Annotated in this window: 28 protein-coding genes; 16 read left to right on the forward strand and 12 right to left on the reverse strand. The window is 68.0% G+C overall.

Annotated features, from left to right (window positions below):
• Positions 1–86: 86 nt before the first annotated feature.
• Positions 87–1283, forward strand: coding sequence for an AI-2E family transporter (locus tag ACLFA2_RS15105; RefSeq protein WP_021199539.1), 1197 nt, complete (start codon positions 87–89; stop codon positions 1281–1283).
• Positions 1280–2509: a threonine ammonia-lyase gene (gene ilvA / locus ACLFA2_RS15110; RefSeq protein ID WP_029266649.1), complete on the forward strand. Its 1230-nt coding sequence runs from the start codon at positions 1280–1282 to the stop codon at positions 2507–2509. The genes ACLFA2_RS15105 and ilvA overlap by 4 nt, the downstream gene beginning before the upstream one ends.
• Before the next feature lie 69 nt (positions 2510–2578).
• Here ilvA and greA read toward each other — a convergent pair whose 3' ends face one another.
• Complete coding sequence (gene greA, locus ACLFA2_RS15115; protein WP_021199541.1) at positions 2579–3067, reverse strand: transcription elongation factor GreA; 489 nt, start codon at positions 3065–3067, stop codon at positions 2579–2581.
• A gap of 98 nt (positions 3068–3165) precedes the next feature.
• Positions 3166–3552: a DUF4307 domain-containing protein gene (locus ACLFA2_RS15120; RefSeq protein WP_021199542.1), complete on the reverse strand. Its 387-nt coding sequence runs from the start codon at positions 3550–3552 to the stop codon at positions 3166–3168.
• Positions 3553–3619: 67 nt separating this feature from the next.
• On the opposite strand from ACLFA2_RS15120, the gene ACLFA2_RS15125 reads away from it, so the two are divergent.
• The gene (locus tag ACLFA2_RS15125; protein WP_021199543.1) at positions 3620–3919 is read left to right on the forward strand and encodes a hypothetical protein; all 300 of its coding nucleotides are present in this window, start codon (positions 3620–3622) and stop codon (positions 3917–3919) included.
• A 7-nt stretch (positions 3920–3926) separates the two neighbouring features.
• Here the strand turns inward: ACLFA2_RS15125 and trhA are convergent, their stop codons facing one another.
• Positions 3927–4658, reverse strand: a complete 732-nt coding sequence (gene trhA, locus ACLFA2_RS15130; protein WP_426621576.1) for a PAQR family membrane homeostasis protein TrhA — start codon at positions 4656–4658, stop codon at positions 3927–3929.
• Between the two features lie 97 nt (positions 4659–4755).
• On the opposite strand from trhA, the gene ACLFA2_RS15135 reads away from it, so the two are divergent.
• The 4 genes from ACLFA2_RS15135 to ACLFA2_RS15150 all read left to right on the forward strand — a co-directional run bounded on the left by ACLFA2_RS15135 (position 4756) and on the right by ACLFA2_RS15150 (position 9353).
• On the forward strand, positions 4756–5535 hold the full coding sequence (locus ACLFA2_RS15135) for an isoprenyl transferase (protein WP_029260386.1): 780 nt from the start codon (positions 4756–4758) through the stop codon (positions 5533–5535).
• Positions 5536–5590: 55 nt separating this feature from the next.
• Entirely contained in the window at positions 5591–6721 is a 1131-nt protein-coding gene (locus tag ACLFA2_RS15140; protein WP_036271866.1) for an aminotransferase class V-fold PLP-dependent enzyme, read from the forward strand.
• A 158-nt stretch (positions 6722–6879) separates the two neighbouring features.
• On the forward strand, positions 6880–8262 hold the full coding sequence (locus ACLFA2_RS15145; RefSeq protein WP_426621577.1) for a PhoH family protein: 1383 nt from the start codon (positions 6880–6882) through the stop codon (positions 8260–8262).
• A gap of 515 nt (positions 8263–8777) precedes the next feature.
• Complete coding sequence (locus ACLFA2_RS15150; RefSeq protein WP_426621578.1) at positions 8778–9353, forward strand: endonuclease domain-containing protein; 576 nt, start codon at positions 8778–8780, stop codon at positions 9351–9353.
• A gap of 167 nt (positions 9354–9520) precedes the next feature.
• Here the strand turns inward: ACLFA2_RS15150 and ACLFA2_RS15155 are convergent, their stop codons facing one another.
• The 5 genes from ACLFA2_RS15155 to xseA are packed head-to-tail and all read right to left on the reverse strand — an operon-like array spanning position 9521 to position 13795.
• Entirely contained in the window at positions 9521–10915 is a 1395-nt protein-coding gene (locus ACLFA2_RS15155; protein ID WP_021199548.1) for a class II fumarate hydratase, read from the reverse strand.
• Positions 10912–11601, reverse strand: a complete 690-nt coding sequence (locus tag ACLFA2_RS15160) for a carbonic anhydrase (RefSeq protein ID WP_167254587.1) — start codon at positions 11599–11601, stop codon at positions 10912–10914. Before ACLFA2_RS15160 ends, ACLFA2_RS15155 begins: the two co-directional genes overlap by 4 nt.
• Entirely contained in the window at positions 11598–12242 is a 645-nt protein-coding gene (locus tag ACLFA2_RS15165; RefSeq protein WP_021199550.1) for a DUF4245 family protein, read from the reverse strand. Before ACLFA2_RS15165 ends, ACLFA2_RS15160 begins: the two co-directional genes overlap by 4 nt.
• Positions 12239–12481 carry an exodeoxyribonuclease VII small subunit gene (locus ACLFA2_RS15170; protein ID WP_021199551.1) on the reverse strand — a complete coding sequence of 81 codons (243 nt, stop codon included), beginning with the start codon at positions 12479–12481 and terminating at the stop codon, positions 12239–12241. The genes ACLFA2_RS15165 and ACLFA2_RS15170 overlap by 4 nt, the downstream gene beginning before the upstream one ends.
• Positions 12482–12517: 36 nt before the next feature.
• Positions 12518–13795: an exodeoxyribonuclease VII large subunit gene (gene xseA / locus ACLFA2_RS15175; protein WP_021199552.1), complete on the reverse strand. Its 1278-nt coding sequence runs from the start codon at positions 13793–13795 to the stop codon at positions 12518–12520.
• A 66-nt stretch (positions 13796–13861) separates the two neighbouring features.
• On the opposite strand from xseA, the gene ACLFA2_RS15180 reads away from it, so the two are divergent.
• From ACLFA2_RS15180 to ACLFA2_RS15190, 3 genes are all read left to right on the forward strand, one after another.
• Positions 13862–14941 carry a 4-hydroxy-3-methylbut-2-enyl diphosphate reductase gene (locus tag ACLFA2_RS15180; protein ID WP_172889151.1) on the forward strand — a complete coding sequence of 360 codons (1080 nt, stop codon included), beginning with the start codon at positions 13862–13864 and terminating at the stop codon, positions 14939–14941.
• 2 nt (positions 14942–14943) lie between these two features.
• Entirely contained in the window at positions 14944–15735 is a 792-nt protein-coding gene (locus ACLFA2_RS15185) for an IclR family transcriptional regulator (RefSeq protein WP_315069359.1), read from the forward strand.
• Positions 15736–15982: 247 nt separating this feature from the next.
• The gene (locus tag ACLFA2_RS15190) at positions 15983–16522 is read left to right on the forward strand and encodes a DUF6264 family protein (protein WP_426621579.1); all 540 of its coding nucleotides are present in this window, start codon (positions 15983–15985) and stop codon (positions 16520–16522) included.
• Positions 16523–16615: 93 nt separating this feature from the next.
• Here ACLFA2_RS15190 and fbaA read toward each other — a convergent pair whose 3' ends face one another.
• Positions 16616–17644 (reverse strand): class II fructose-bisphosphate aldolase, encoded by a 1029-nt coding sequence (gene fbaA, locus ACLFA2_RS15195; protein WP_426621580.1) that lies wholly within the window; start codon positions 17642–17644, stop codon positions 16616–16618.
• A 185-nt stretch (positions 17645–17829) separates the two neighbouring features.
• On the opposite strand from fbaA, the gene glpX reads away from it, so the two are divergent.
• Both glpX and ACLFA2_RS15205 read left to right on the forward strand, forming a co-directional pair.
• Positions 17830–18816, forward strand: coding sequence for a class II fructose-bisphosphatase (gene glpX, locus ACLFA2_RS15200; protein WP_017828697.1), 987 nt, complete (start codon positions 17830–17832; stop codon positions 18814–18816).
• Positions 18817–18996: 180 nt separating this feature from the next.
• Positions 18997–19281, forward strand: a complete 285-nt coding sequence (locus ACLFA2_RS15205) for a hypothetical protein (RefSeq protein ID WP_021199558.1) — start codon at positions 18997–18999, stop codon at positions 19279–19281.
• Between the two features lie 30 nt (positions 19282–19311).
• On the opposite strand, the gene ACLFA2_RS15210 is transcribed toward ACLFA2_RS15205, so the two are convergent.
• Positions 19312–20607 (reverse strand): DNA recombination protein RmuC, encoded by a 1296-nt coding sequence (locus tag ACLFA2_RS15210; protein WP_021199559.1) that lies wholly within the window; start codon positions 20605–20607, stop codon positions 19312–19314.
• A 119-nt stretch (positions 20608–20726) separates the two neighbouring features.
• On the reverse strand, positions 20727–21329 hold the full coding sequence (locus tag ACLFA2_RS15215) for an exonuclease domain-containing protein (RefSeq protein ID WP_021199560.1): 603 nt from the start codon (positions 21327–21329) through the stop codon (positions 20727–20729).
• Between the two features lie 59 nt (positions 21330–21388).
• Here ACLFA2_RS15215 and ACLFA2_RS15220 point away from each other — a divergent pair, with 59 nt between their 5' ends.
• On the forward strand, positions 21389–22129 hold the full coding sequence (locus ACLFA2_RS15220; RefSeq protein ID WP_096359590.1) for a class I SAM-dependent methyltransferase: 741 nt from the start codon (positions 21389–21391) through the stop codon (positions 22127–22129).
• A gap of 143 nt (positions 22130–22272) precedes the next feature.
• Here the strand turns inward: ACLFA2_RS15220 and ACLFA2_RS15225 are convergent, their stop codons facing one another.
• Positions 22273–22710 carry a hypothetical protein gene (locus ACLFA2_RS15225; protein ID WP_021199562.1) on the reverse strand — a complete coding sequence of 146 codons (438 nt, stop codon included), beginning with the start codon at positions 22708–22710 and terminating at the stop codon, positions 22273–22275.
• Between the two features lie 77 nt (positions 22711–22787).
• Between ACLFA2_RS15225 and ychF the strand changes: the two genes are divergently transcribed.
• Genes ychF through ACLFA2_RS15240 form a run of 3 tightly spaced genes read left to right on the forward strand, consistent with a single transcriptional unit; the run spans position 22788 to position 24925 of the window.
• The gene (gene ychF / locus ACLFA2_RS15230; RefSeq protein ID WP_426621581.1) at positions 22788–23864 is read left to right on the forward strand and encodes a redox-regulated ATPase YchF; all 1077 of its coding nucleotides are present in this window, start codon (positions 22788–22790) and stop codon (positions 23862–23864) included.
• 17 nt (positions 23865–23881) lie between these two features.
• On the forward strand, positions 23882–24319 hold the full coding sequence (locus ACLFA2_RS15235; protein WP_167254575.1) for a DUF6228 family protein: 438 nt from the start codon (positions 23882–23884) through the stop codon (positions 24317–24319).
• Between the two features lie 36 nt (positions 24320–24355).
• On the forward strand, positions 24356–24925 hold the full coding sequence (locus ACLFA2_RS15240) for a hypothetical protein (protein WP_167254573.1): 570 nt from the start codon (positions 24356–24358) through the stop codon (positions 24923–24925).
• The last annotated feature ends 8 nt before the right edge of the window (positions 24926–24933 follow it).

Below are 24933 nucleotides of genomic sequence, written 5' to 3' on the forward strand. Positions count from 1 at the left end.
GGCCAGGGTATCTCCGGCCGCCGACATGCCACCCCCCGGAGAAAGGATGCGTCCGACGGCATACGGCATGACCGTAGACTTGGGCGATGAGCGAGGACCAGCGACCCCGGCTGCGAGATCTGTTCCGTCCGCGCCCGGTCTCCACCGACCGCACCGTGACGACCGAGGCCGACGAGGCGGTGCCCCTGCCCCTGCGGATAACGGCGGGATATGCCTGGCGGCTGCTCCTGATCGCCGCCGCGATCGGCGTCTTCATCTGGCTGGTGATGCTGCTCAAGCTCCTCGTCATCCCGCTGATGGTGGGCATCCTCATCACGGCGTTGCTGTGGCCGGCGTTCTCGTGGATGCTGCGACGTGGTCTTCCGCGCTGGCTGGCGATCGCGCTCTCGCTGATCGGCACGGCCGCCATCGTCACCGGATTGATGTGGCTCGTCGTCTGGCAGGTGCGGGCTCAGCTTCCCGACGTGCAGGCGCGCTCGACCGAAGCGTTCGATCAGTTCCAGGTGTGGCTGCACGACGGTCCGCTGAACCTCTCGGACACGCAGATCGCCGACTACCTCCAGCAGGGTCTGGATCTCATCAGCGAGCAGGCGCAGGTCCTCTGGACGGGCGCGCTCGCCATCGGCACGACGGTCGGTCACGTCGCCACGGGCGCCCTGCTCGCGCTGTTCATCCTCATCTGCCTGCTGGCCGATGGTGCGGGGATCTGGCGCTGGACCCTAAAGATCTTCCCGCGTCGCGCCCGCCCGGCCGTCGATGGTGCCGCGCGCAACGGCTGGACCACGATCGTGAACTACGCGCGCACCCAGCTCTTCGTGGCCACCATCGACGCGATCGGCATCGGCCTCGGGGCGTTCCTCCTCCAGGTGCCCCTCGCGCTCCCGGTCGCCGTGCTCGTCTTCCTCGGCTCGTTCATCCCGATCGTGGGTGCGGTGGTGACCGGCGCCGTCGCCGTGTTCCTCGCGCTCGTGTACAACGGTCCGTGGATCGCGCTCTGGATGCTCGTGGTGGTCCTCGCCGTCCAGCAGATCGAGGGGCATATCCTGCAGCCGATCATGATGGGTTCTGCGGTCAAGGTGCACCCGCTCGCCGTCGTCCTCGTGGTGGCGGGTGGCGCGATGATCGCCGGCATCCCCGGCGCCCTTTTCGCTGTGCCGCTGGCGGCCTTCGTCAACGTCGCCGCGGTGACCATCAGCTCGGGCTCCTGGCGCACCGGCGTCGGGCCGAGCGGAGACCTTATCTGGAGCACAGTTCCGCGCGAGCGGAGACGGAGGAATCGATGAGCGCAGTCCCCAGCCTGACCGAGTTCGAGCACGCCGCTCAGAGTCTGGCTGAGGTGATCTCGCACACGCCGACGCTGCCCTCGCGAGCCCTCTCCGACATCCTCGGAGCCCCCGTCCTGCTGAAGATGGAGAATCTCCAGCGCACCGGGTCGTTCAAGATCCGCGGGGCGGCGTACCGGCTGTCGAAGCTGAGCGCCGAGGAGCGCTCGCGCGGCGTGGTCGCGGCGTCCGCGGGAAACCATGCGCAGGGAGTGGCGCTCGCCGCGCAGGAGCTCGGCATCCCCGCCACCATCTTCATGCCGTTGGGCGTTCCCGTGCCGAAGCTGCTCGCCACGCGTGGCTACGGAGCGGAGGTCGTGCTGGAGGGCGAGACGGTGGCGACATCCCTGCGTCTCGCCGCCGAATTCTCGGAGCGTACGGGGGCGGTGCTGATCCACCCGTTCGACCACCGCGACGTGGTGATCGGGCAGGGAACGCTCGGTCTCGAGCTTCTCGAAGATGCACCCGATGTCGACACCGTCGTGCTCGGCATCGGCGGGGGAGGTCTCATCGCCGGCGTCGCCGCGGCGGTGAAGGCACGCGCCGCCGAGCTCGGGCGCACGGTCCGCATCATCGGCGTGCAGGCCGAGAACGCGGCCGCGGTCCCGCCCTCGCTCGAGGCCGGAGAGCCCGTCGACATCGTGACGCGACCGACCATCGCTGACGGCATCCTGGTCGCTCGACCGGGCGCGGTCCCCTTCGACATCATCAAAGAGCTCGTCGACGAGGTTGTCACCGTCTCCGACGATGACCTGGCGAGGGCCATCCTCATCCTGCTCGAGCAGTCGAAGGTCGTGGTGGAGCCCGCCGGTGCGGCCGGTGTGGCGGCGATCCTGGCCGGCAAGGTGTCGGCCACCGGGACCACGATGGCCGTGTTGTCGGGCGGGAACATCGATCCGCTCCTGCTGCAGCGCGTGGTCTCCCACGGACTCGCCGCCTCCGGTCGCTATCTCACGATCCGCATCCCTCTGCCCGACCGTCCCGGCCAGCTGGCCCGCGTGTCGGAGCTCATCGCCGAGGCCGGTGCGAACGTGATCGAGGCGATGCATACCCGCCACGGCCACGGCCTCCAGATCAGCGAGGTCATCCTCGAGCTCAGCGTCGAGACGCGTGGACCTGAGCACTCGGAGCACACGCTCGACACGCTGCGCCGCGCCGGCTTCGAGCCCATCCTCGTCCCCGATTGAGCACACCGATCGATCACGCAGAAGCGCCCCCGCGTCCGACAGGATGCGGGGGCGCTTCTGACAGGATGCTCAGCCCGTGTAGGTCTCGACGTTCACGATCTCGACGCTGATCGATCGCCCGTTGGGAGCCTCGTAGGAGGACTTCTCGCCGACCTTCAGGCCGAGGATGGCCTGACCGAGGGGGCTGGCTTCGCTGTACACGTCGAGGTCGCTGCCGGCCGCGATCTCACGGCTGCCGAGGAGGAAGACCTCTTCACCGCCCGCGACGAGGGCGGTGACCACGGTGCCGGGCTCGACGATCCCGCGGCTGGCAGGAGCCTCGCCGACCTTGGCGGTCTTCAGCAGGCCTTCGAGAGTGCGGATGCGCGCCTCCTGCTTGCCCTGCTCGTCCTTGGCGGCGTGGTATCCGCCGTTCTCCTTGAGATCGCCCTCTTCGCGGGCCGCCTCGATGCGCTTGGCGATCTCGTCGCGGCCGAAGGTGGACAGGTGCTCCAGCTCGGCGACGAGCCGGTCATACGCTTCCTGCGTGAGGAAGGGAACCTGAGCATCGGTGGACATGACGAAGCTCCTTCTTTCGGGATCCCTCCGGCATGCTGCGGGGGATATGCCAAGACGCCCCGGCACGGTGCCGGGGCGTCGTCTTGTCTGGCACGAGTCTAAGCGACCCAGCAGGCGTTCACCAAACCTGTGGTGGCCGCCGAGACGGTCGGAATGGTGACGGAGCGGGCCTGGGAGTGGCTGTCTCCGGCCTCGATCTCGACGATCTTCCAACCCACTACGCCGAACTCCTCGTCGAGGGCCTCCACGGCGCACACGACATCCTTGCCCTGCACGCCGGTCACCTGGAAGCTGATGTTCACGGAGTGCTCGTCGACGAGTTCGAAGCCCAGGTCGTCCGCGTCGACCGACGCCATCGACTGGGCGACGGTCATCCAGCTGAACGCGCCCACGATCAACAGCGCGATCACGCCACCGATGATCCACGGCGTCCGGCGTCGTCGGGTTCGGCCATAGCGTTCGTCGAGCTCTTGTGCGGTCGTCACAGGTGGGTCTTCCGGTCGTTAGGCTGGTGTTACCAGGTTATGCGACCTGCGTACGAAAGGCCGATTCATGTTCTCTCTGTCCGAGACCCCGATGCCGACGCCGAGCATGACCGTCGATCCGGTGTCGGTCACCCCGGGGTTCGTCGGCTTCGCCGCGATCGTCGTGGTCGTGATCGCGGTGATCCTGCTGATCTGGGACATGAACCGTCGCATCCGCCGGGTCCGGTACCGCGAAGAGGTGCGTGACGAGCTGGACGCCGAAGAAGCGGCGCGGGCCGAGGGCGGTGCCGCTGCACCCGGAGCGAACGAATCGACAGCCGACGGCACGACCTCAGCGGAGGGCGAAGGCGACACGCCCGCTCGCTGACCGACCGCTACGGTGCGCCCATCGAGGGCGACAGCGGTGACAGCGCGATGAGCAGGCACGCGGTCCAGTGGCACAGGAACGCGAGCACCGTGCACACGTGGAAGATCTCGTGGAACCCGAAGTGCCCCGGCCAGGGGTTGGGCTTCTTGAGCGCGTAGACGACGGCGCCCCCCGTGTAGAGAAGGCCTCCCACGATCACCAGCACCATCATCGCGAAGTTCGCGTTCATGAGGTCGACGATGTACATCACGGCCGCCCAGCCGAGCAGCAGGTACAGGGCGACGTAGAGCCAGCGCGGCGCGTGGATCCAGAAGACCCGGAAAAGGATGCCGACGAGGGTTCCGCCCCACACCAGGCAGAGGAGCAGTACGCCCTTCGCGGGCGGGAGCGCCAGAACCGCCAGAGGAGTGTAGGTACCGGCGATCAGCAGCAGGATGTTGGCGTGGTCGATGCGCTTGAGCAGCACCTTCACCTTCGGCCGCCAGTCGATGCGGTGGTAGAGCGCCGAATTGCCGAAGAGCAGCAGCGAGGTGAGCATGAACACGGCGGAGGCCCACTTCGCCGGGGCGCCATCGGCCACGACGATGAGGACGATGCCCGCGATCAGAGCCACCGGGAACGTGCCGGCGTGGATCCATCCGCGCCAGGTCGGTTTGACCTCGGTCGCCGCATCCACGGCGGCCGCTTCGAGCAGGGGCAGCTGGGGGACGTCGGGGCCGGAGGGCTCGGGAGTGCTCACGTGCTCACTCTAAGCCGACGCGCATACCCCACAGGGCACATATCCTCAGCGCGCACACACGATGCCGCGGGCCTCGACACGGTAGCGTAGGGAGGTGATGTCACGCGAGAGCCCGGGGCGAGGGCCGCTGTATCGGCTCTACACCAGCCGGCTGCGTCGCCACCTCGATCCGGCCAGCGTGCCGCATCATGTTGCGATGATGATCGACGGCAACCGTCGCTGGGCGCGTCAGCTCGGACTGGACACGCCCGCAGAGGGCCACCGGGCGGGCGCCGCCAAGATGCGCGAGTTCCTCGGCTGGTGCGACGAGCTCGGTGTGCGCGTGGTGTCGCTGTATCTGCTCTCGAGCGACAACCTGCGAAAGCGCGATTCCGCGGAGCTCGCCGACCTCATCGAGATCATCGCCGAACTCGCCGAGGCTCTGTCCCGTGAAGGCAACTGGCGGGTCAAGCACGTCGGCCGATCCGACATCCTCCCGGCGGAACTCGCGCGCGTCCTCTCCGACGCCGAGAAGCGCACGAAGGATCACACCGGATTACACGTGAATCTCGCCGTCGGCTACGGCGGACGCAATGAGATCGTCGACGCGGTGCGGAGCATCATCACGAAGCACGAGGCATCCGGCGGCACGCTGGAAGACCTCGCCGCCCATCTCACGCCCGAGATGATCGGCGAGCACCTCTACACCGGCGGTCAGCCCGATCCCGACCTGGTGATCCGCACGAGTGGGGAGCAGCGGCTGAGCGACTTCCTGTTGTGGCAGAGCGCGCACAGCGAGTTCTACTTCGTCGAGGCGCTGGGTCCTGATCTCCGACAGGTGGACTTCCTCCGTGCGATCCGCGACTACGCCGATCGGGACCGACGCTTCGGGCGCTGAACGGGTGTCGGGAGGCCGGGGACCAGGGACCTGTGAGCCGTGCCACAATGACGCAGTGAGCACTTTCCGGGACTATGTCGACACGTTCGACACCGAGTCCGGCTATCTGAACTGGGCGGCCTTCGGTCCGCTGTCGCCGTCCGTCCGTGAAGAGGTCTTCGCCGACGCCGATCTGCTCGGCAGCGGGCGGCCGTCATCGCTCTCCCTGGTCGCCGAGCGCATCGGTCAGGCCCAGGAGCTCGTCGCCGAGCTGCTGGACGCGGAGGCCGACGACGTCACTTTGCAGCCGTCGTCGACCCACGGGCTCATGCACGCGCTGTTCGGGCTCTCCGGCGACGTGATCGCGAGCACCGCCGAATTCCCGAGCGTCAGTCTGACCCTGGAGCGCGCATCCACGGCATCGGATCGAACGGTCGCACCGCGCTGGATCACACCCGACGACGGGCGGGTGACACCCGACACCGTGATCGAGGCCCTCGATGACGAGGTGGTCGCGCTGGCGGTGAGCCACGTCGACTTCCGCACCGGATTCCGCGTCGATCTCGCGGCGCTTCGCGAGTCGATCGGGCCCGACCGCCTGCTCATCGTCGACGCCGTCCAGTCGTTCGGTGTGATCGACGCCGACTACTCCGCTGCCGACGTGGTGGTCGGACACGGCTACAAGTGGTTGCGCGCGGGTCGTGGCAGCGCCTTCGCGTGGTTCTCGCCCCGTGCACGAGAGCGCATCACCCCCGTGTTGTCCGGTATCACCGGCACGACGGCTGCGGGGCTGTTCGTCGACGAACTGCCTGCACCTGCGCCGTCGGCCCGCGCCTTCACCGTGAGCCAGCCCGACACGCTCGCGGCCGGCCGACTCGCGATCGGCGTGCGCGACGTGCGCGATGCCGGCGTCGTCTCGATCGAGGAGCGGCTCGCCCAGAACGTCGACACCGTGATCGAGATCGCCGACCGCCACGGCATCGAGGTGAGCTCCCCGCGCGAGCGCAGCCGGCGTGCGGGCATCGTCGCGCTCGCTCCGGAGGAGCCCGCGCGGCTCGCCGCGGCACTCGCCAACGCCGGAGTGGTCGTCACGGCACGGGGTGCCTCGGTGCGGATCGCGCCGCACGCGGGCACCGACGCCGCGACATTCGAGCTCCTCGACGATGCTCTGCGGGCGTTCGGCAACGAGACGTTCATCAGCGCGTAACGAATCATTGGCGTGTCGAATTCGGGTTAATCACCCGCACGGTCGTACGTTCTAGGCATCGGGCAAGGCGCCCGTTCGAGTCGGCCTCAGGTTGACGACTCGTGACCCCCTGGTCGACTCGTTCGAATAGCCGGGATTCCCCGGGTCGGGAGTGGGTCGTGACCACACGTACAGCGCAGCAGTCCACCAGCACCGCGCAGCAGTCCACCCGTAAGACGTCGAGCCGGGCATCGTCCGCCGATCCGGATCAGGATCTGCGCACGTATGTCCTCGACACCTCTGTCCTGCTGAGCGATCCGCAGGCGTTCTTCCGTTTCGCGGAGCACTCGGTCGTCCTTCCCGTCGTCGTGATCACGGAACTCGAGGGCAAACGCCACGACCCGGAGATCGGCTACTTCGCACGGCAGGCCCTGCGCCACCTCGACGACCTGCGCATCGAGCATGGACGGCTCGACTTCCCGGTGGAGGTCGGCGAGGGTGGCACGCTCCGCGTCGAGCTGGCGAACACCGACTCCTCCGTGCTTCCCGCCGGCATCCGCCTCAGTGACAACGACACGCGCATCCTCTCGGTCGCCATGCACCTCGCGCAGGACGGGCAGGACGTCACGATCGTCTCGAAGGACCTGCCGATGCGCGTCAAGGCCGCCTCTCTCGGCCTGCGCGCCGAGGAGTATCTGGCCGAGCAGGCGGTGGACTCCGGGTGGACCGGCATCTCGACGCTCGACCTCTCCGGTGACGACATCAGCGACCTCTACGAGAGCGAGGTCGGCATCAGCGAGCAGGCACGCGGTCTCCCGGTGAACACCGGACTGATCATCCACTCCGAGCGCGGTTCCGCGCTCGGCCGGGTGACGGGCGACGGCGAGTACCGACTCGTACGAGGAGACCGCGACATCTTCGGTATGCACGGCCGTTCGGCCGAGCAGCGCATCGCGATCGACCTGCTGCTCGATCAGGAGGTCGGCATCGTCTCCCTCGGCGGACGCGCCGGTACCGGCAAGTCGGCGCTCGCGCTCTGCGCCGGACTCGAAGCGGTGCTGGAGCGGCAGCAGCAGAAGAAGATCATCGTGTTCCGGCCGTTGTTCGCCGTCGGCGGGCAGGAGCTCGGCTACCTTCCCGGCGACCAGGGCGAGAAGATGGGGCCCTGGGGTCAGGCGGTGTTCGACACGCTGGGCTCGGTGGTGTCGGGAAACGTGATCGAGGAGGTCATCGAGCGCGGACTGCTCGAAGTGCTCCCGCTGACCCACATCCGCGGCCGCTCCCTCCACGACGCGTTCGTGATCGTCGACGAGGCGCAGTCGCTCGAGCGCAACGTGCTGCTGACGGTGCTGAGTCGGATGGGCCAGAATTCCCGGGTGATCCTCACCCACGACGTCGGTCAGCGCGACAACCTCCGGGTCGGACGTCACGACGGAATCGCCAGCGTGATCGAGACGCTGAAGGGGCACGACCTCTTCGGGCACGTGACTCTGACGCGCTCCGAGCGTTCGGCCATCGCCGCCCTCGTCACCGAGCTCTTGGAGGGTGGAGAGCTCAGCTGACGACGGAAACAGCGCATGCCGCGGGGACTCGCTCCTCGCGGCATCCGCTGTTTCGGCTCGGTGCCGTTTCGTCCGTTCGCATGGACCCCGCCCGATCGCATGATGCTTTGTCGTGCTCGGTCATGCATTCGTCGGGTGGTCATGCGCCTGAGACGCGGAAGCGAATCAATCGGACTGCACGGCGGCGCGTTCCGCACTCGTGCTCACCGTTTACGTGAAGGAGCACTGCCCGAGTGGGCGCACGCCCTCAGAATCGGACGATGATCGACGTCAACGTGTTCCTCGAACGCCTGGGAGGCGTCGCACGCGGAACCCGGCTGCAGGCCTTCGGATGCTCGCGATCGCGGCTGGGCGCGGAGTGCAGAGCGGGTCGTATCGTCCGCGTGCGTCCGGGCGTGTTCGCATCTCGACGCGCAGCGACCGATGTGGTCGCTGCAGCGGCTCACGGGGGCGCCCTCACGTGCGCGAGTGCCTTGAGGATCAGGGAGGTGTGGACGCTGGAGGTTCCTACGTAAGTGCATGTCTGGATGGGGCTCGGCGGGCGGCGACATCACCCGGAGCACTGCGGCTGCGTCGGCCACTTCACCCGCGGTCGCATGGAGGTCGGCATCGCGCCGATCGAGGTCGCGTTGACCCACGCATACGCCTGCTACGGGGAGGAGTTCTTCTTCGCCGCATACGAGTCGGCTTGGAACAAGCGGATGCTGACGGCTGCGGCGCGTGCGCACGTCCGCTCTGCCCTTCCTGCGACGGCGCGCTGGCTCGTCGATTTCGCGCGTCCGGACGCCGAGAGCGGCCTGGAGTCCCTGGTGCGGCTGAGGCTCCATCTCATCGGAGTCGCTGTGCGCACCCAGGTGGCCGTCGACGGGGTCGGGCGGGTCGACTTCGTGATCGAAGATCGTGTCATCCTCGAGGCCGACGGTCGCGAGAACCACGACGGTGCCGCGAAACGGCATCGTGATCTCATGCGAGACGCGCGGGCATCCGACCTCGGCTTCGAGACGCTCCGCTTCGACTATTCGATGATCGTGTACTCGTGGGACGTGGTCGAGGCTGCGATTCTGGCCGCGCTCGCACGGGCTCGTGCGTGAAGTGGCGCACCTGCATGAGGTGATGCCGGATGCACGTGCCGTCCCGCCGAATGGTCATGCAATCGTCGATTGGTCATGCGTGTGCACCGAGAGCGGGGAAGCGGGCCCGGAAAAAGCGGATGCCGCGAGGAAGAGTCCTCGCGGCATCCGCTGTTTCGCGCTATGGGTCAGCCCGGGTGCGTCATCGACAGCAGATCGAGCTTCTCGTCGAGCTGCTCCAGAGTGAGGTCGCCGCGCTCCACGTAGCCGAGGTCGATCACGGCATCGCGCACCGTGATCCCCTTGGCGACCGAGTGCTTGGCGATCTTCGCAGCGGCTTCGTAGCCGATGAGCTTGTTCAGCGGGGTCACGATCGACGGGCTCATGCCCGCGAAGGCAGCGGCACGCTCGACGTTGGCCTGCAGGCCGTCGATCGTCTTGTCCGCGAGAACGCGCGAGGCGTTCGACAGCAGACGGATCGACTCGAGCACGGCCGTGCCCATGACGGGGATGGCGACGTTGAGCTCGAAGGATCCGGATGCGCCGGCCCAGGCGACGGTCGCGTCGTTGCCGATCACACGCGCGCACACCATCAGCACGGCTTCGGGCACGACCGGGTTGACCTTGCCGGGCATGATCGAGGATCCGGGCTGCAGGTCGGGGATGTGCAGCTCTCCGAGACCCGTGTTGGGGCCGGAGCCCATCCAGCGCAGGTCGTTGTTGATCTTGGTCAGCGAGACCGCGATCGTGCGCAGGGCGCCGGAGGCCTCGACGAGACCGTCGCGGTTGGCCTGCGCCTCGAAGTGGTCCTTGGCCTCGGTGATCGGCAGCTCGGTCTCGGCTGCCAGCAGCGCGATGACCTTCTGCGGGAAGCCGAGCGGGGTGTTGATGCCGGTGCCGACTGCGGTGCCGCCGAGCGGGACCTCGGCGACGCGGGGGAGGGCCGACTGCACGCGCTCGATGCCGAGGCGGATCTGGCGGGCGTAACCGCCGAACTCCTGGCCGAGCGTGACGGGCGTCGCGTCCATGAGGTGCGTGCGACCGGACTTGACCGCGTCCTTCCACAGCTCCGCCTTTGCCTCGAGGGCGACGGCAAGGTGGTCGAGCGCGGGGATGAGAGTGTCGATGAGAGCCTGGGTGACCGCGATGTGCACCGAGGTCGGGAACACGTCGTTGGACGACTGCGAGGCGTTCACGTGATCGTTGGGGTGCACCGTCGCGCCGAGGATGCGCGTCGCGAGCGTGGCCAGCACCTCGTTCATGTTCATGTTCGACGAGGTGCCGGATCCGGTCTGGTACGTGTCGACCGGGAACTCTCCGTCATGGGCGCCGGACGCTACCTGATCGGCGGCCTGGGCGATGGCGTCGGCGATGGCGCCGTCGAGGGTGCCGAGCTCCTTGTTGGCGAGCGCCGCGGCCTTCTTGATGCGGGCCAGGGCGGCGATCTGCGTCGACTCCAGACCCTTGCCCGAGATCGGGAAGTTCTCCACGGCGCGCTGGGTCTGCGCTCCGTACAGCGCGTTCACGGGCACCCGCACCTCACCCATGGTGTCGTGCTCGATGCGGTAGTCCTGCTCGGTCATTCCGAACCCTCCTCGGTTGCGGGGTCAGTTCCCTCGGTGGTGACGCCGTCGGCGTCGATTCCGACCGTGATCACGGGCACTGCGGTGCCCTCGGCCAGACGGTAGTTGGCGCCGACGATGCCCAGGCGGCCCGCGGAGACGGCGTCGCTGATGATCTCGGACGACTGCAGCAGGTCGCTCACCGTGTTGCGCAGGTGTTCGATGCCGACGAGCTCCGAGTCGATCTCGGCGACGGTGGTTCCGCCGTTCTCGGCCAGCACCTTCCGCGCCGCGGGGACGATCGGGGCGATCAGCTTCCAGATGTGCGGTGGCAGGGGAGCGGCGTCGATCGCGGTGCCCTCGATCGCTGCGCGCACGGCGCCGCAGGAGTCGTGGGCGAGAACGACGATCAGGGGCACTTCGAGCACCGCGACGGCGTATTCGAGGCTCGCGACGATCGACTCGCCGATCACCTGTCCGGCGTTGCGCACCACGAACAGGTCGCCGAGGCCGAGGTCGAAGATGATCTCGGCGGCCAGACGCGAGTCCGAGCAGCCGAAGAGCGTCGCGACCGGGTGCTGGGCCGCTGTCAGATCCTTGCGGCGGGCGACGTCCTGGTTCGGGTGCCGCGGCTCGTCCTGCACGAAGCGGCGGTTGCCGTCCTGCATCTGCTTCCAGGCGGCGGTGGGGGTCAGCGGGTGCGTCATGAAGCCTCCGAGATGGTGCGGATCTGCGGAATGAGCGACTCGGCGAGCTCAGCGGTCGAATCCGCCGACCGCGATCCGTAGAGCAGGATGTAGTCGTCGCCGGCCTGGGTGCCGATGGCGTAGGTGACGTTCGCGTTGGATTCGGCGCTGCCCGGCTTGTAGACGTCCCAGTCGAGTCCGCCGATGCGCACCGTGTCGGTGGGGGCGATGCCGTTCAGGCGCTGCGGTGCCCAGGAGGAATCGGCGTCGAACGCTTGCGCGACCTTGATGAAACCACGTTCCTTGTCGGACTTGGGAGCGAGGGTGACCTCCCACACCACGGTGGCTCCACCCTGCATCTCTGCACCGTTCGCACGCCAGAAGTCGCCGAGCTCGGGGATGAGGACAGGGCGGTCCATCGAGGACTCCACACCTTCGGCGACCGCGGCGACGTCGAGGGGCTTCTGCTCGACGGGGGCGCCGCGAGGCACGGCGAAGATGATGACGGCGACCACGGCGAGAGTGACCAGCAGCGCGGCGACGAGGTTGCGCACCGTCTGGCTCGATCGGTAGGCCTTGCTGGATGCGGCCTTGCGTGCGGCGGTCTCGTCCGGAGTCTCGGGGCGGCCGAGTTCGGCGATGATCGGGGGCTGCTTGCTCATGAATCTCCCGCCGGGGTCTCGGCGTCCGAAGCCGCGGCGCGGGCGGCATCCAGGCGGCGCTTGGCCCCCAGCAGCCACTCCTCGCAGCGGGCGGCGAGAGCCTCACCGCGTTCCCAGAGGGCGAGGGAGTGCTCGAGCGTCGGGGAACCCTGCTCGAGTTCGGCCACGACCTTGACCAGCTCGTCACGGGCCGCCTCGAACGACAGCGTGTCCACAGGGGTGTCGTTCAGGGCGCTCACTCCTCCATCTTACGTCGTGTGCCGCGGGTGCTCGGCTCAGGCGTCTTCCGCGATCTCACCCTCCGAGCGGGCGCTCAACGAGCCCCGATCGAGGGTGATCGTGAGCGCGCTCCCGGCCGGCGCGTCGGCGGCGTCACGCAGGATCACGCCGCCGTCGAGATGGGCGATGGCATAGCCCCGGGCCAGCGTCGCCGCGGGGGAGAGCGCGCGCAGCGACGCGCGGAGCTCGCCGGTGCGGCGGCCGGCGTCGTCGAGCTGTCGGTTCACGGCGTCTCGTCCACGTCCGAGCAGCAGCCAGATCTCCTGGGCGCGGGCGTCGATGATCGGCGCGGGCGAGCGCAGCACGGGGCGCGAGCGCAATTGCTCCAGCTGCGAGATGTCGTGGGTGAGTCGCTGCGTCAGCCGCGTGGTGGCGCGGGAACGCAGCTGGGCGATGAGCGCACGCTGTTCGCCGACATCGGGCACGACGCGTTTCGCAGCGTCGGTCGGGGTCGAGGCGCGCAGATCGGCCACGTCGTCGAGCAGCGGGTGGTCGTTCTCGTGCCCGATCGCACTCACCACCGGGGTGGAGACCGCGGCGACCGCTCGCACCAGCTTCTCGTCGCTGAAGCCGAGCAGCGTCTGCGGGTCGCCGCCGCCGCGGGCGATGATGATCACGTCGACCTCGGGGTCGGCGTCGAGTCGAGCGAGGGCCGCGAGCGTGTCGGGAACGCAGCGGTCGCCCTGCACAGCGGCGTACTCGGTGCGGAAGCGCACCTGTGGCCAGCGCAGTTCGGCATTGCGGTGGACATCCTTCTCGGCGTCGGACCGCTCACCGGTGATCAGACCGATCACGTGCGGGAGGAACGGCAGGCGTCTCTTCCTGGCCGGGTCGAACAGCCCCTCCTGCCGCAGCTGCACGCGGAGCTTCTCGAGCCGCTCGAGCTGGTCGCCGAGCCCGACGTGCTTCATCGCGGAGACCGCGAAGCTGAAGTCGCCGGCCTTGACGAAGTAGTCGGCCTTCACTGCGGCGACGACGTGATCACCGACGCCGATGTCGGACGGGATGCGTCCGCGCACGCTCGACCACACCCGGATGGAGATCTGCGCATCGGAGCGGGTGTCCTTCAGTCGCGCGAACACGTTGCCGGCGCGGACGTTCCAGGAGGTGATCTCGCCCTCGACCCAGACGGTGTTCCACCGGGCGATGAAGTCGCGGATGGTCGCATTCAGACGCGTGACCGAGGTGGGGGCGTCAGCGGTCGAGTCGCGGGGTGCGACGGAATCGGCCGGAGGGGTCTCGCCCTGGCCCGTCGTCGCTTCGAAGACTGTCATCCGCTCCCGTTCCGTGCCCCTGAACCTCCCCGGCCGCGCACAGCTGTGCGACGGTAGAATTCAAGGGTGACTTCGACTGCCGTTCATCTCCCCGTGCCCCGCCTTCCACGAGTGCGTGCGGCGGCCGGGCGGCTTCAGGATAACCCGGTGGCCGGACACAAGCGCGTTCTGCTCGCCGCACCGCGCGGCTATTGCGCCGGCGTCGACCGCGCTGTGGTCGCCGTCGAGAAGGCCCTCGAGCGCTATGGCGCTCCGGTCTACGTGCGCAAGCAGATCGTGCACAACATCCATGTCGTGACGGAGCTCGAGGAGAAGGGCGCGATCTTCGTCGAAGAGGTCGACGAGGTCCCCGAGGGCGCTCACGTGGTCTTCAGCGCTCATGGCGTCTCGCCGGCGGTCGTGAACGCAGCCGCCGATCGCGGACTCCACGCGATCGACGCGACATGCCCGCTGGTCACGAAGGTGCATCGCGAGGCCGTGCGTTTCGCCCGGGACGACTTCGAGATCCTGCTCATCGGCCACGACGGCCACGAAGAGGTCGAGGGAACGGCCGGTGAGGCTCCCGAGCATGTGACGGTCGTGAACTCTCCGGAAGAGGCCGACACGGTCGTCGTGAAGGATCCGAACAAGGTCGTCTGGCTCTCGCAGACCACGCTCTCGGTCGACGAGACGATGGAGACCGTCAACCGCCTGCGCACTCGTTTCCCCGAGTTGCAGAACCCGCCGTCCGACGACATCTGCTACGCCACGCAGAACCGCCAGGTGGCGATCAAGAAGGTCGCCGCCGGTGCGGATCTCGTGATCGTCGTGGGCTCGTCGAACTCGTCCAACAGTGTGCGCCTCGTCGAGGTCGCGCTCGAGTACGGGGCGAAGGCCGCTTATCGCGTCGACTACGCCGAGGAGATCCAGCAGGAGTGGCTCGACGGCGTCGAGACCGTCGGCGTGACCAGCGGCGCCTCGGTGCCCGAGGTCCTGGTGCGCGAGGTGCTCGACGCGATCGGCGACGCCGGTTACCGCGACGTCGAAGAGGTGAAGACGGCAGAGGAGGACCTCATGTTCTCCTTGCCCAAGGAACTGCGTCAGGACGCTGCGGGACAGCGCGACGCGCGGGCACTCGGCGGTCGTGCATCAGGAGGAGGCGCGTAGCGGTGAACGCCGCGGAGGCGGAGCCCACCCTCATCGGGTCGGTGCAACGCGCTCTGCGGCTGGTCGACATCGTCGCCAACTCTCCTCGTCCTCTTCCGCCCAAGATGCTCGCGGCGATCACCGGTCTGACCCCGGGCACCACCTACAACCTGGTGCGCACGCTCGTGCACGAGGGGTATCTCGCGTCGGAACCCGACGGGGTCGTGCTCGGCGCCCGGTTTCCGTCTTTCCAGGAGCAGATCAGCTCGCGGGGCGTGTTCCTCGCCCGCGTGCGCGCGGCGCTCCGCGAGGTGACGGAAGACGTGGGTGCCACGGCCTATCTCTCACGCTTCGACGACGGGGAGATGCACCTGGTCGATATCGTCGACGCGGTCCGCAACCCCCGCATCGAACTATGGGTGGGGCTGCAGTCGAGCGCCCACGCGACGGCGTTGGGGAAGCAGATCCTCGCAGCCCTGCCGGAAGCCGATCGCCTGGACTACCTCTCGAGGCACCGGCTGCCGGAGCTCACCCCGCGGACGATCACCGACCGCAGGGCGCTGCTCACACAGCTGGACCGATCGCCGGGCTGGGCGATCGATCGGGAGGAATACGCCATCGGCGCCACCTGCGTCGCCGTGCCGGTCATCGCGCCGGGGATCACCGCGTCCCTGGCGATATCACTGCCGGCGGATCGGGCCGTCGTGGATCGCGCGCTCGTCTCGGCGCTGCAGCAGACCGCGCGGAAGCTCTCGCTGCAGTTGGGGGCGGATGCGCTGGATGAGGGGATCTCCGGAGCCGAGTTCACTATCTGAAGTACGACCCCTGGTATTGCGGCATGCGTTTTCCTACTATGGGGAGAGTAGCGGCATACATGAACGCTACTGATCGCCTTCAGCGTCCCCAGCGCTGGCGATCAATCTGGATGAGGAGCGTCCCCAGTGCTCCACGTCCGCGGCCCCGAGAAGTCCCCACTTCTCCGGGGCCGCTATCGTTTCGGGCGCGCGGTCCCGCGGCGATCGACTGTGAACCGGCCAGAGGTGGGGCCGTTAGCATGGCGAGATGAGTGAACAACGGCCCCGGTACGGCGAAATCGCGACTCCCGAGGAGCAGCGACGAGCGGCCGGTCTGCCGCCGCTCGAAGACGTGGTGATCGCACCGCCCACGACGCCCCTGCCGCCTGCTCCACAGGCAGGTCCTTCGACGAATGATCCCGCGACGAAGCGATCGCACCCTCTCGATCGTTTCGCGACGATCGCGATGCTCGCCTACGGGCTGATCAACATCGTTGTCACCGGTCTGTCCTACCTCGACCTGCCCACGGTCATGAACCAGACGATGAAGGTCCTCGGCATCGAAGGGGAGTTCACGAACTTCGCGCAGGGGAAGACCTGGGGGACGATCGCCGCGATCGTGCTCGCGGTCGGATGGTCTGTCACCGCCGCGCTCTCGATCCGTCGCCTGCGTCGAGGACGGATCACCTGGTGGCTCCCGATCGTCGGCGCGATCATCACGATGGGCGTGGTGTCGATCTGCATCGCGGTGCCGATGATGAGCGATCCGGCGTTCGTCGCCCACCTCGAGCAGATGACGGCTCCCTGACCTCATCCCGTCGGCGTCGACGCACGACGCCCCTCGGCTACGAAGAAGGGGCCCGGCAGGAATGCCGGGCCCCTTCTGTCGTCTCGCGACCGATCAGCTCTGGGACTGGCCGTACGAGCCGAGCTGACGGGTCGACTCGACCACGCGGGCAGCCATCGCCGACTCGGCGATCTTTCCCCAAGCGCGCGGGTCGTACTGCTTCTTGTTCCCGACCTCGCCGTCGACCTTGAGGACGCCGTCGTAGTTCTTGAACATGTAGTCGGCGATCGCACGCGTGTAGGCGTACTGCGTGTCGGTGTCGATGTTCATCTTGATCACGCCGTTGGCGACCGCGAGGGCGATCTCCTCATCGGTGGAACCCGATCCGCCGTGGAACACCAGGTCGAGCGGCTTGGCGCCGGTGTTGTACTTGGCGGCGACCTCGGCCTGGATCTCGCCGAGGAGCTCCGGGCGCAGCTTCACTCCACCGGGCTTGTACACGCCGTGCACGTTGCCGAAGGTGAGGGCGGCGATGTAGCGGCCCTGCTCGCCGAGGCCCAGTGCCTGGACGGCCTGGTCGACATCGGCGAAGGTCGTGTAGAGGGCTTCGTTCGAGCCTTCGTGCTGCACGCCGTCCTCTTCGCCGCCGACGACGCCGATCTCGACCTCGAGGATGGCGTTGATGTTCTTCATGCGGGGGAGCAGGTCCTTCGCGATCTCGATGTTCTCCGCGAGGGGAACTGCCGAGCCGTCCCACATGTGGGACTGGAAGATCGGGTTGCGACCGGCCTTGACCTCTTCTTCGGACGCGGCGATGAGCGGCTCGACGAAGCCCTCCAGCGCATCCTTCGGGCAGTGATCCGTGTGCAGTGCGACGGTGATCGGGTAGTTCTTCGCGACCTCGGTGGCGAAGCGGGCGAACGCGAGGGCGCCCGTGGCGCGGGCCTTCACCGTGTGGCCGGCGAAGTAGTCGGCTCCACCCGTGGTGACCTGGATGATGCCGTCGGAGCCGGCTTCGGTCAGCCCCTGGAGGACGGAGTTGATCGTCTGCGAGCTGGAGACGTTGAATGCGGGGTACGCGAAGCCGCCGGCCTTCGCGCGGTCGAGCATTTCGGCGTACTGATCCGGGGTGGCGACGGGCATGAGAACTCCTGCGATAGGGGAAGCCGGGACAGCTGCCACTCTATCGGGGCGTGTGGGCCTCTACCGCAGTCATGACCTCCAGTGCGCGAGACGGCTTCTGCTTCATTGTTAAGAATCACGAATCCTTCGCGGGATACGGGCCGAAAGGGGCCGGATTCGGACCCGTCGGTGGCTAGGCTGACCGCATGGTGAGTCTGACAGCGGATCTGAGCCCTCTTCGTCCCGACCGTAACCTCGCGATGGAACTGGTGCGTGCGACGGAGGCCGCGGCGATCCGCGCGGTGCCGTTCATCGGCCGCGGTGCCAAGGAGGCGGCGGACGGTGCGGCTGTCGATGCCATGCGCGCCTTCCTCGGCACGGTCGACTTCCAGGGCCGCGTCGTCATCGGCGAGGGGGAGAAGGACAACGCCCCGATGCTCTTCAACGGCGAGGTGGTGGGCACGGGCCGCGGACCTCTGTGCGACATCGCGGTCGACCCCATCGACGGAACCTCTCTCACGGCCGCCGGTCGGCAGAACGCCCTTTCCGTGATCGCCGTCTCGGATCGTGGCACGATGCTCGACGCATCGACCGTCTTCTACATGGACAAGCTCGTCACGGGCCCGGCAGGTGTCGGGGTCGTCGATATCCGTCTGCCGATCGGTGAGAACATCCGCAAGCTCGCGGGTGCGCTCGACAAGCCGGTCGACGAGATCGTCGTCTCGGTGCTGAACCGCCCGCGTCACGAGCAGCTGATCCAGGAGATCCGCGACGCCGGCGCCGGCACCCGTCTGATGAGCGACGGTGATGTCGCCGGTGGCATCAACGCCGCCCGTCACGATGCGCGCACCGACATGTGCGTCGGGGTCGGCGGCAGTCCCGAGGGCATCGTCACGGCGTGTGCGATCAAGGCTCTCGGCGGGCACATCCAGGGTCGCCTCTGGCCCCGCGACGATGACGAGCGTCAGCGCGGCATCGACGCCGGACTCGATATGGACAAGGTCTACGAGGCGGACGACCTGGTGCAGGGGAACAACACGATCTTCGTCGCGACCGGTGTCACCGACGGGCAACTCGTCGCAGGCGTCCGTCGCGAGCGCGGCTACGTCTACACCGAGAGCGTCGTGCTCCGCGGGGCATCCGGAACCCTTCGGCGCATCGCATCGGAGCACCTCGTCTCGAAGTGGCTCTGATCGTTCGGGAGTCCACCGGCACGTGATCGTCGGCCGGTGAACCGGCGGCATCGTTATCGAGCCGGTATCGCCCGGCAGGGGCACGATCCACGGTTCTCCGGGGCGCCGTGTCACAATTGTCACTGGGTTTGTCGCCGTCGACGGAGCCGCCAGGCACCGCAGGCACAGGAGGGCGAACAGATGACAACGCAGCACACGAGCGGCTCGAAGGCCGCCCCGACGAAGATCATCACGACCAACACGGGCCGCATCCTGCGGGTGAGCGCCGATGCGGAATCCGTTCCGACACCGCCCGTCGCCACACCGGCCGCTTCGGTGGTCGATCCGGCTCGCCGGGCCGACGTGCTCTTCCGTGTGCGTCGAGACGAGGGACACGAGATCAGCGCCTGGTGGATGATCGGCGCGTTCCTCGCGACCAGCGGTCTCGTCATCCTGCTGCTCAGCGGCGTTCCTGGCATCGCCTGAGGGCCGTCCCCGGTCGCTGATCCGCCCGCATCATCCCTCGTCGAGTCGATGCCGCACGTCGCCGACGTCCGCACGGACCGTCTCGCCACGCGTGGCCTCGAGAGCGGCGATCCCGCCGGTCTGCGACGCATGATCGCCGGAGGCGGTGTCATCCGTCGTGAGGAGCTCAGGGGCGGTGAATCTTCTGGCTGCGCCCACCGTGGTGGCAGATGCGGTCGCGAGCGCAGAGGCATCGACGCCCGGGAACTGGCGGGCGGTGACGAGCACGCGCGTCTCGAGTGAGCCGGCGAATCGGTTGTAGCTGTCGACGGTGCGCTCCAGCGCCCGACGCAGGTCGTCGGCATGCCCGGCGAGCGTACCCAGCCGGTCGTACAGCTGTGTGCCGAGGGCGAGCAGCGTGCGCGCCTCGGTCGACACCTCCTGCTGCGTCCAGGTGAAGGCGACGGTCTTCAGCACCGCCCAGAGGTTGACGGGGGAGGCGAGCGCCACCCGGCGGCTGAACGCATAGTCGAGCAGGGTCGGGTCCTCATCGATGGCGGCGGCCAGCAGCGACTCGCTCGGCAGGAAGCAGATCACGAACTCGGGACTGGCATCGAGCCCGGCCCAGTAGGCCTTCTTCGCCAGGGCGTCGATGTGCGCACGGACCGCCTTGACGTGCTTCTGCATCAGCGTGCGGCGTTGCGGCTCTCGCGCATCGCCCCCGGGGAGAGCGGAGGCCTCGAGGTAGGCGTCGAGAGGCACCTTGGCGTCGACCGCGATCGAGCTGCCGCCGGCGAGGCGGATGACCATGTCGGGCCGCCCCTGACCACGGTCGGAGGAGATCGTCGCCTGCAGGTCGAAGTCGATGTGACGGGTGAGCCCGGCAGCCTCCACCACGCGGCGCAGCTGGGTCTCTCCCCAGACACCGCGCGTGGCGGTGGAACGCAGAGCGCCGGCCAGCGATTCCGTCGTCGCCCGCAGCGCCTCGTCGGACTCCTGGGCGCGACGCAGCTGCTCTTCGAGAGTGCCGAACTGGGCGTGCCGCTCCCGCTCGATGGCCGTGACCTTGGTCTGCATCTGCTGCAGACTCTCGCGGACCGGAGCCAGGGCCGTCAGCACCGCGTTCTGCTGCTGCACCCGCTGCGCCTCCGCACGCTGCTCGTTCCGCGCATGCTCGACGGCGTCGCGGTACAGGTCGTACTGCCGGTCGCGATCGTCACGCGCGGCCGCCAGCTCGGCCTGGGCACGCGCGAGGTCAGCTGCCCCGCGACCGGCACGGAGGAACCAGCCCACGGCGACACCCGCCGCGAGGGCGACGAGGAGGAGAACGACAGCCAGAGCATCCATGTGTTCATGATGCGGCCGGCATCCGACATTCCCGGGTCGCCGCGCACGGATGCCGTGTGACGCGCCGGCCGCGGTGCGGCGGTGCGGCGGTTCAGGCTCTGCGGTTCAGGCCCGGCGGTTCAGGCGACGGCGCGCTCCAGAACGGGCGCGACGGGTGCGACGGGAGCGGTCACACGCAGGCTCAGGGCATCGGCGAGTGCGAACACGTCGGCCGCGCCGGCCCTCGCGGCCGCATCGATGACGATCTGCGCGCAGGCGCGGGCATCGGCGAGGGCGTCGTGGTGCGCGAACTCCTCGAATCCGGCAGCGGCGGCGGCGATCGGCAGGCGATACGAATCGAGTGTGTACGTCTTGCGGGCGACCTGCAGGCTGCACAGCGAGCGGTAGGGCGGGCAGAGCTGCCCGGTCGCCTCGGAGGCGCGACGCAGGACGTTGAGGTCGAAGCCCGCATTGTGCGCCACGAGCACGTCGGCCCCGGCGAACGCGCACAGGCGATCGAATTGATCGACCCACGTGGCGGCCGACAGCACGTCCTCGGGCTGGATGCCGTGGATGCGGACGTTCCACTCCTGGAACTCGTCGTGCCCTGGCGGTGGTTGGATCAGCCATCCCGTGGTCGCGACGACTTCACCGCCGCGCACGCGGACGAGACCGACGGAGCAGGCAGAGGCCGGACTGGAGTTCGCGGTTTCGAAGTCGATCGCAGTGAAATCCAGTGGCACATCCCCACTTTCCCCCGGCGGCTCGCAGAGGGGTCGGAGACTCGCCGTATGCTGGCGACATGGCTGAGGACATGGCGACGTCGTTCGGAGCGCAGGCCGGGGATTACGAGGCCGGACGGCCCGACTATCCGTTCGAGGCGGTGGCGTGGATGCTCGAACGGATGCCCGCGGATTCCCGTCGCGTCGCCGATGTCGGCGCGGGAACGGGCAAGCTCACGCGCGTCCTCTCGCAGGCTCCCGACGCCGAGGTCGTCGCGGTCGACCCCGACCCGGAGATGCTTGCCACGCTCCGCGCTGCGGTTCCGGGGGTGCCCACCTTCGTCGGGTCCGCGGAGCAGCTGCCGCTTCCGGACGCGAGCGTCGACGCCGTCGTGCTGGGGCAAGCCTGGCACTGGGTGGATCCGGTCGCCGGCTCCGCGGAGATCGGGCGCACCGTACGCAGTGGGGGAGTGCTCGGCCTCATCTGGAACATCCGCGACGATCGTGTCGAGTGGGTCCGCAGGCTCACCGAGATCATGCACGGCAGTCACGCCGAGATCATGCTCGCCGAGGGAGATCCGGTCGTCGCCGCGCCGTTCGGGCCGCTCGAGCAGGAACGCTGGGAATGGGTCCGCCCCGTCACCCGCGACGTGCTGCACCGGATGGCGGCATCACGGAGCTACATCATCACCGCCCCTGACGAGGAGAAGGAGCGCATCCGCCGGGAGCTCGACGCCCTCTTCGATGAGCTCGACCTGCATGGCGATGCGACCATCGACCTTCCGTACGTGACCCGTGCGTACCGCGCCGTCCGCGACTGACCCACAGCTCCCGCAGGATCGCCGGGCACCGGCCAGGTAGACTCGTGCCCCGTGGCTCTCACTATCGGCATCGTCGGTGACTGCAACGTCTAAGTAAGTCCACTTCTATCGCGGGGCAGCACATGGCAGGCCCCGCCAGTGGTCTAGGACGTCGCCCAACTCCGTATCTCGGCCTCCATCGATGGGTCAGCGGCGCCGTGGAGTGCGAATACGGGGGCCGCGGGCGAGCCGCCAATGGTGCAGTACGAGATGGTATCGCCAACTGCGGATGTGGCGGGTACGATGACGAGCCACGGCGGGTCGGCTTCGATTGCTTCCACCGTCGCTTGGTCCTTCTTGAACTCCGGCGAGCCGCCGTGGTCTTGCGTGGTCTTTTCGATGCAGAGATCGACGAGTAGTGAGTCGGTGAACTCCGCCTCAGCAACCGGAGCTGACGTCGGGGAAGAGGTGGGGGTCGCGGTCGCGGCGGAGCCGTTGGTGGCCGACTCGACCGGTGCCGGAGAATTGATGGGTCCGGTCGCGGTACAGCCGGTCAGGGCGACGAGGGTGAAAATAGCCGCGAGGCCGATTCGTGTGCGCATATTCGAATGCTACTGAGCTTGCGGCGAACTGCACGAGTGACCACGCGGGAAGGAGCGCCCGATAAGCTCTTCATGCCATGCCTAACTTATCCATAGGAATCGTCGGCCTGCCCAACGTCGGCAAGTCCACCCTCTTCAACGCACTCACCAAGAACGACGTGCTCGCGGCGAACTATCCGTTCGCGACGATCGAGCCCAACGTCGGCGTGGTGAACCTGCCCGATCCGCGTCTGGAGAAGCTCGCTGAGATCTTCGGCAGCGAGCGGATCCTCCCCGCCGCCGTGTCGTTCGTCGACATCGCCGGCATCGTGCGCGGTGCGAGCGAGGGGGAGGGCCTGGGCAACAAGTTCCTGGCCAACATCCGTGAGGCCGACGCCATCGCGCAGGTCGTTCGCGGCTTCGCCGACGACGACGTCGTGCACGTCGACGGCACGGTCAACCCGGCATCCGACATGGAGACGATCAACGCCGAGCTCATGCTCGCCGATCTGGAGACCGTCGACAAGGCGATCGCCCGGTACGAGAAGGAAGTCCGCGGCAAGAAGATCGAGCCTGTCGTGCTCGAGACTGCGAATGCGGCGAAGGATGCGCTGGAGCGCGGCGTGCTGCTCTCGGTCGCCGGCATCGACCTGACGCCCATCCGCGAGCTGGGTCTGCTCACCGCGAAGCCCGTCATCTTCGTCTTCAACGTCGACGAGGCCGTGCTGACCGACGACGCGCGCAAGGCGGAGCTCGCCGCTCTCGTCGCCCCGGCGAAGGCCATCTTCCTCGACGCGAAGATCGAGTCGGAACTGATCGACCTCGACCCGGAGGATGCGGCGGAACTGCTGGCTTCGACCGGCCAGGACGAGTCCGGACTCGACCAGCTCGCCCGCATCGGGTTCGACACGCTCGGCCTGCAGACGTACCTCACGGCCGGTCCGAAGGAAGCTCGCGCCTGGACGATCCCCAAGGGGTCGAAGGCGCCTCAGGCGGCCGGTGTCATCCACACCGACTTCGAGAAGGGCTTCATCAAGGCCGAGATCGTCTCGTTCGAAGACCTGGTCGAGAACGGATCCGTCGTCGAGGCCCGCGCCAAGGGCAAGGCCCGCCTCGAAGGCAAGGACTACGTCATGCAGGATGGCGACGTGGTGGAGTTCCGCTTCAACAACTGAGTGAGGTCTGAGGACCCATGGTGATCGATGAGCCCCGGCTGACCGCGAGTCTCGGCGATGCCGGTATGTCGATCGCGTTCAGCGATCCGCAGTTCGATGCGGCGGGCACGCTCCGATACCTGCAGGTGAGATTGCACGGGAATCAGCTCGACGCTCGGCTGACCTTCTACGTCTACGACGTCGCGGAGATCGTGCGCTACTTCCAGGGGCTCGATGAGGAGTGGCGCGGGTGGCCAGGCGAGCGTCGGTTCGAGTCCGTCGAGAGCGAGCTGCAGCTGAGCGCGCGCCATGCCGGGCGCATCGAGCTGTCCGCCAGGTTGACGGGGGAGGCTGCCCGCGAAATCTCGAGCCACGTCGGCTGGACCGCCCAGGCGATCGTCGGTGTCGAGCCGGGGGAGGAGCTGTCGCGTTTCGTCCGCGACTTGGACGCCCTGACCACCCGGGTGACCGCATAGGCTCTCTTCGCTTCGATGTGAGGGCCGGAGGCCGCGATGGAATTTGAGACACCGGAGTCGCACCTGGCCGCGCTCGCCCGACGCCGCACGTTCCTCATCCGCACCTGCCTGACCATCGTCATCGTCGGGCTCGTGGTGAGCGGGGTCACCGCCTTCCCGCTCCGCGAGGAGTTGATGCTCGGACGCGACGTCCTGAACAACACAGGACTTAGCGCGGTCTTCCCAGATCTCGCATTCTGGGTGCAACGGGTCGCTGAGGGGCTCGACGTCACGGGCACCGACTACCCGTTCCTGGCCTACGGAACGGACTGGCTGGCGTTCGCCCACCTGGCGATCGCGGTCGCTTTCGTCGGGCCGCTCATCGATCCGGTCCGCAACGTCTGGGTGACCATCTGGGGACTCATCATGTGCGCGGGCATCGTTCCGCTGGCACTCATCGCCGGGGCGATCAGGGGTCTTCCGTTCGGCTGGCAGCTCATCGACATCTCCTTCGGCGTCGTCGCGGCCGTGCCGCTGACGATCGCGCTCGTGCTGACCCGCCGACTCGAGAGATCTCGTATCGGCGCTCGCGGAGAACCCGCGTCCGCGGCCCACCCGCACGGGTGACAGGATTG

The sequence above is a fragment of the Microbacterium sp. As-52 genome (genome assembly GCF_049949185.1).
Lineage (GTDB): Bacteria > Actinomycetota > Actinomycetes > Actinomycetales > Microbacteriaceae > Microbacterium > Microbacterium maritypicum_A.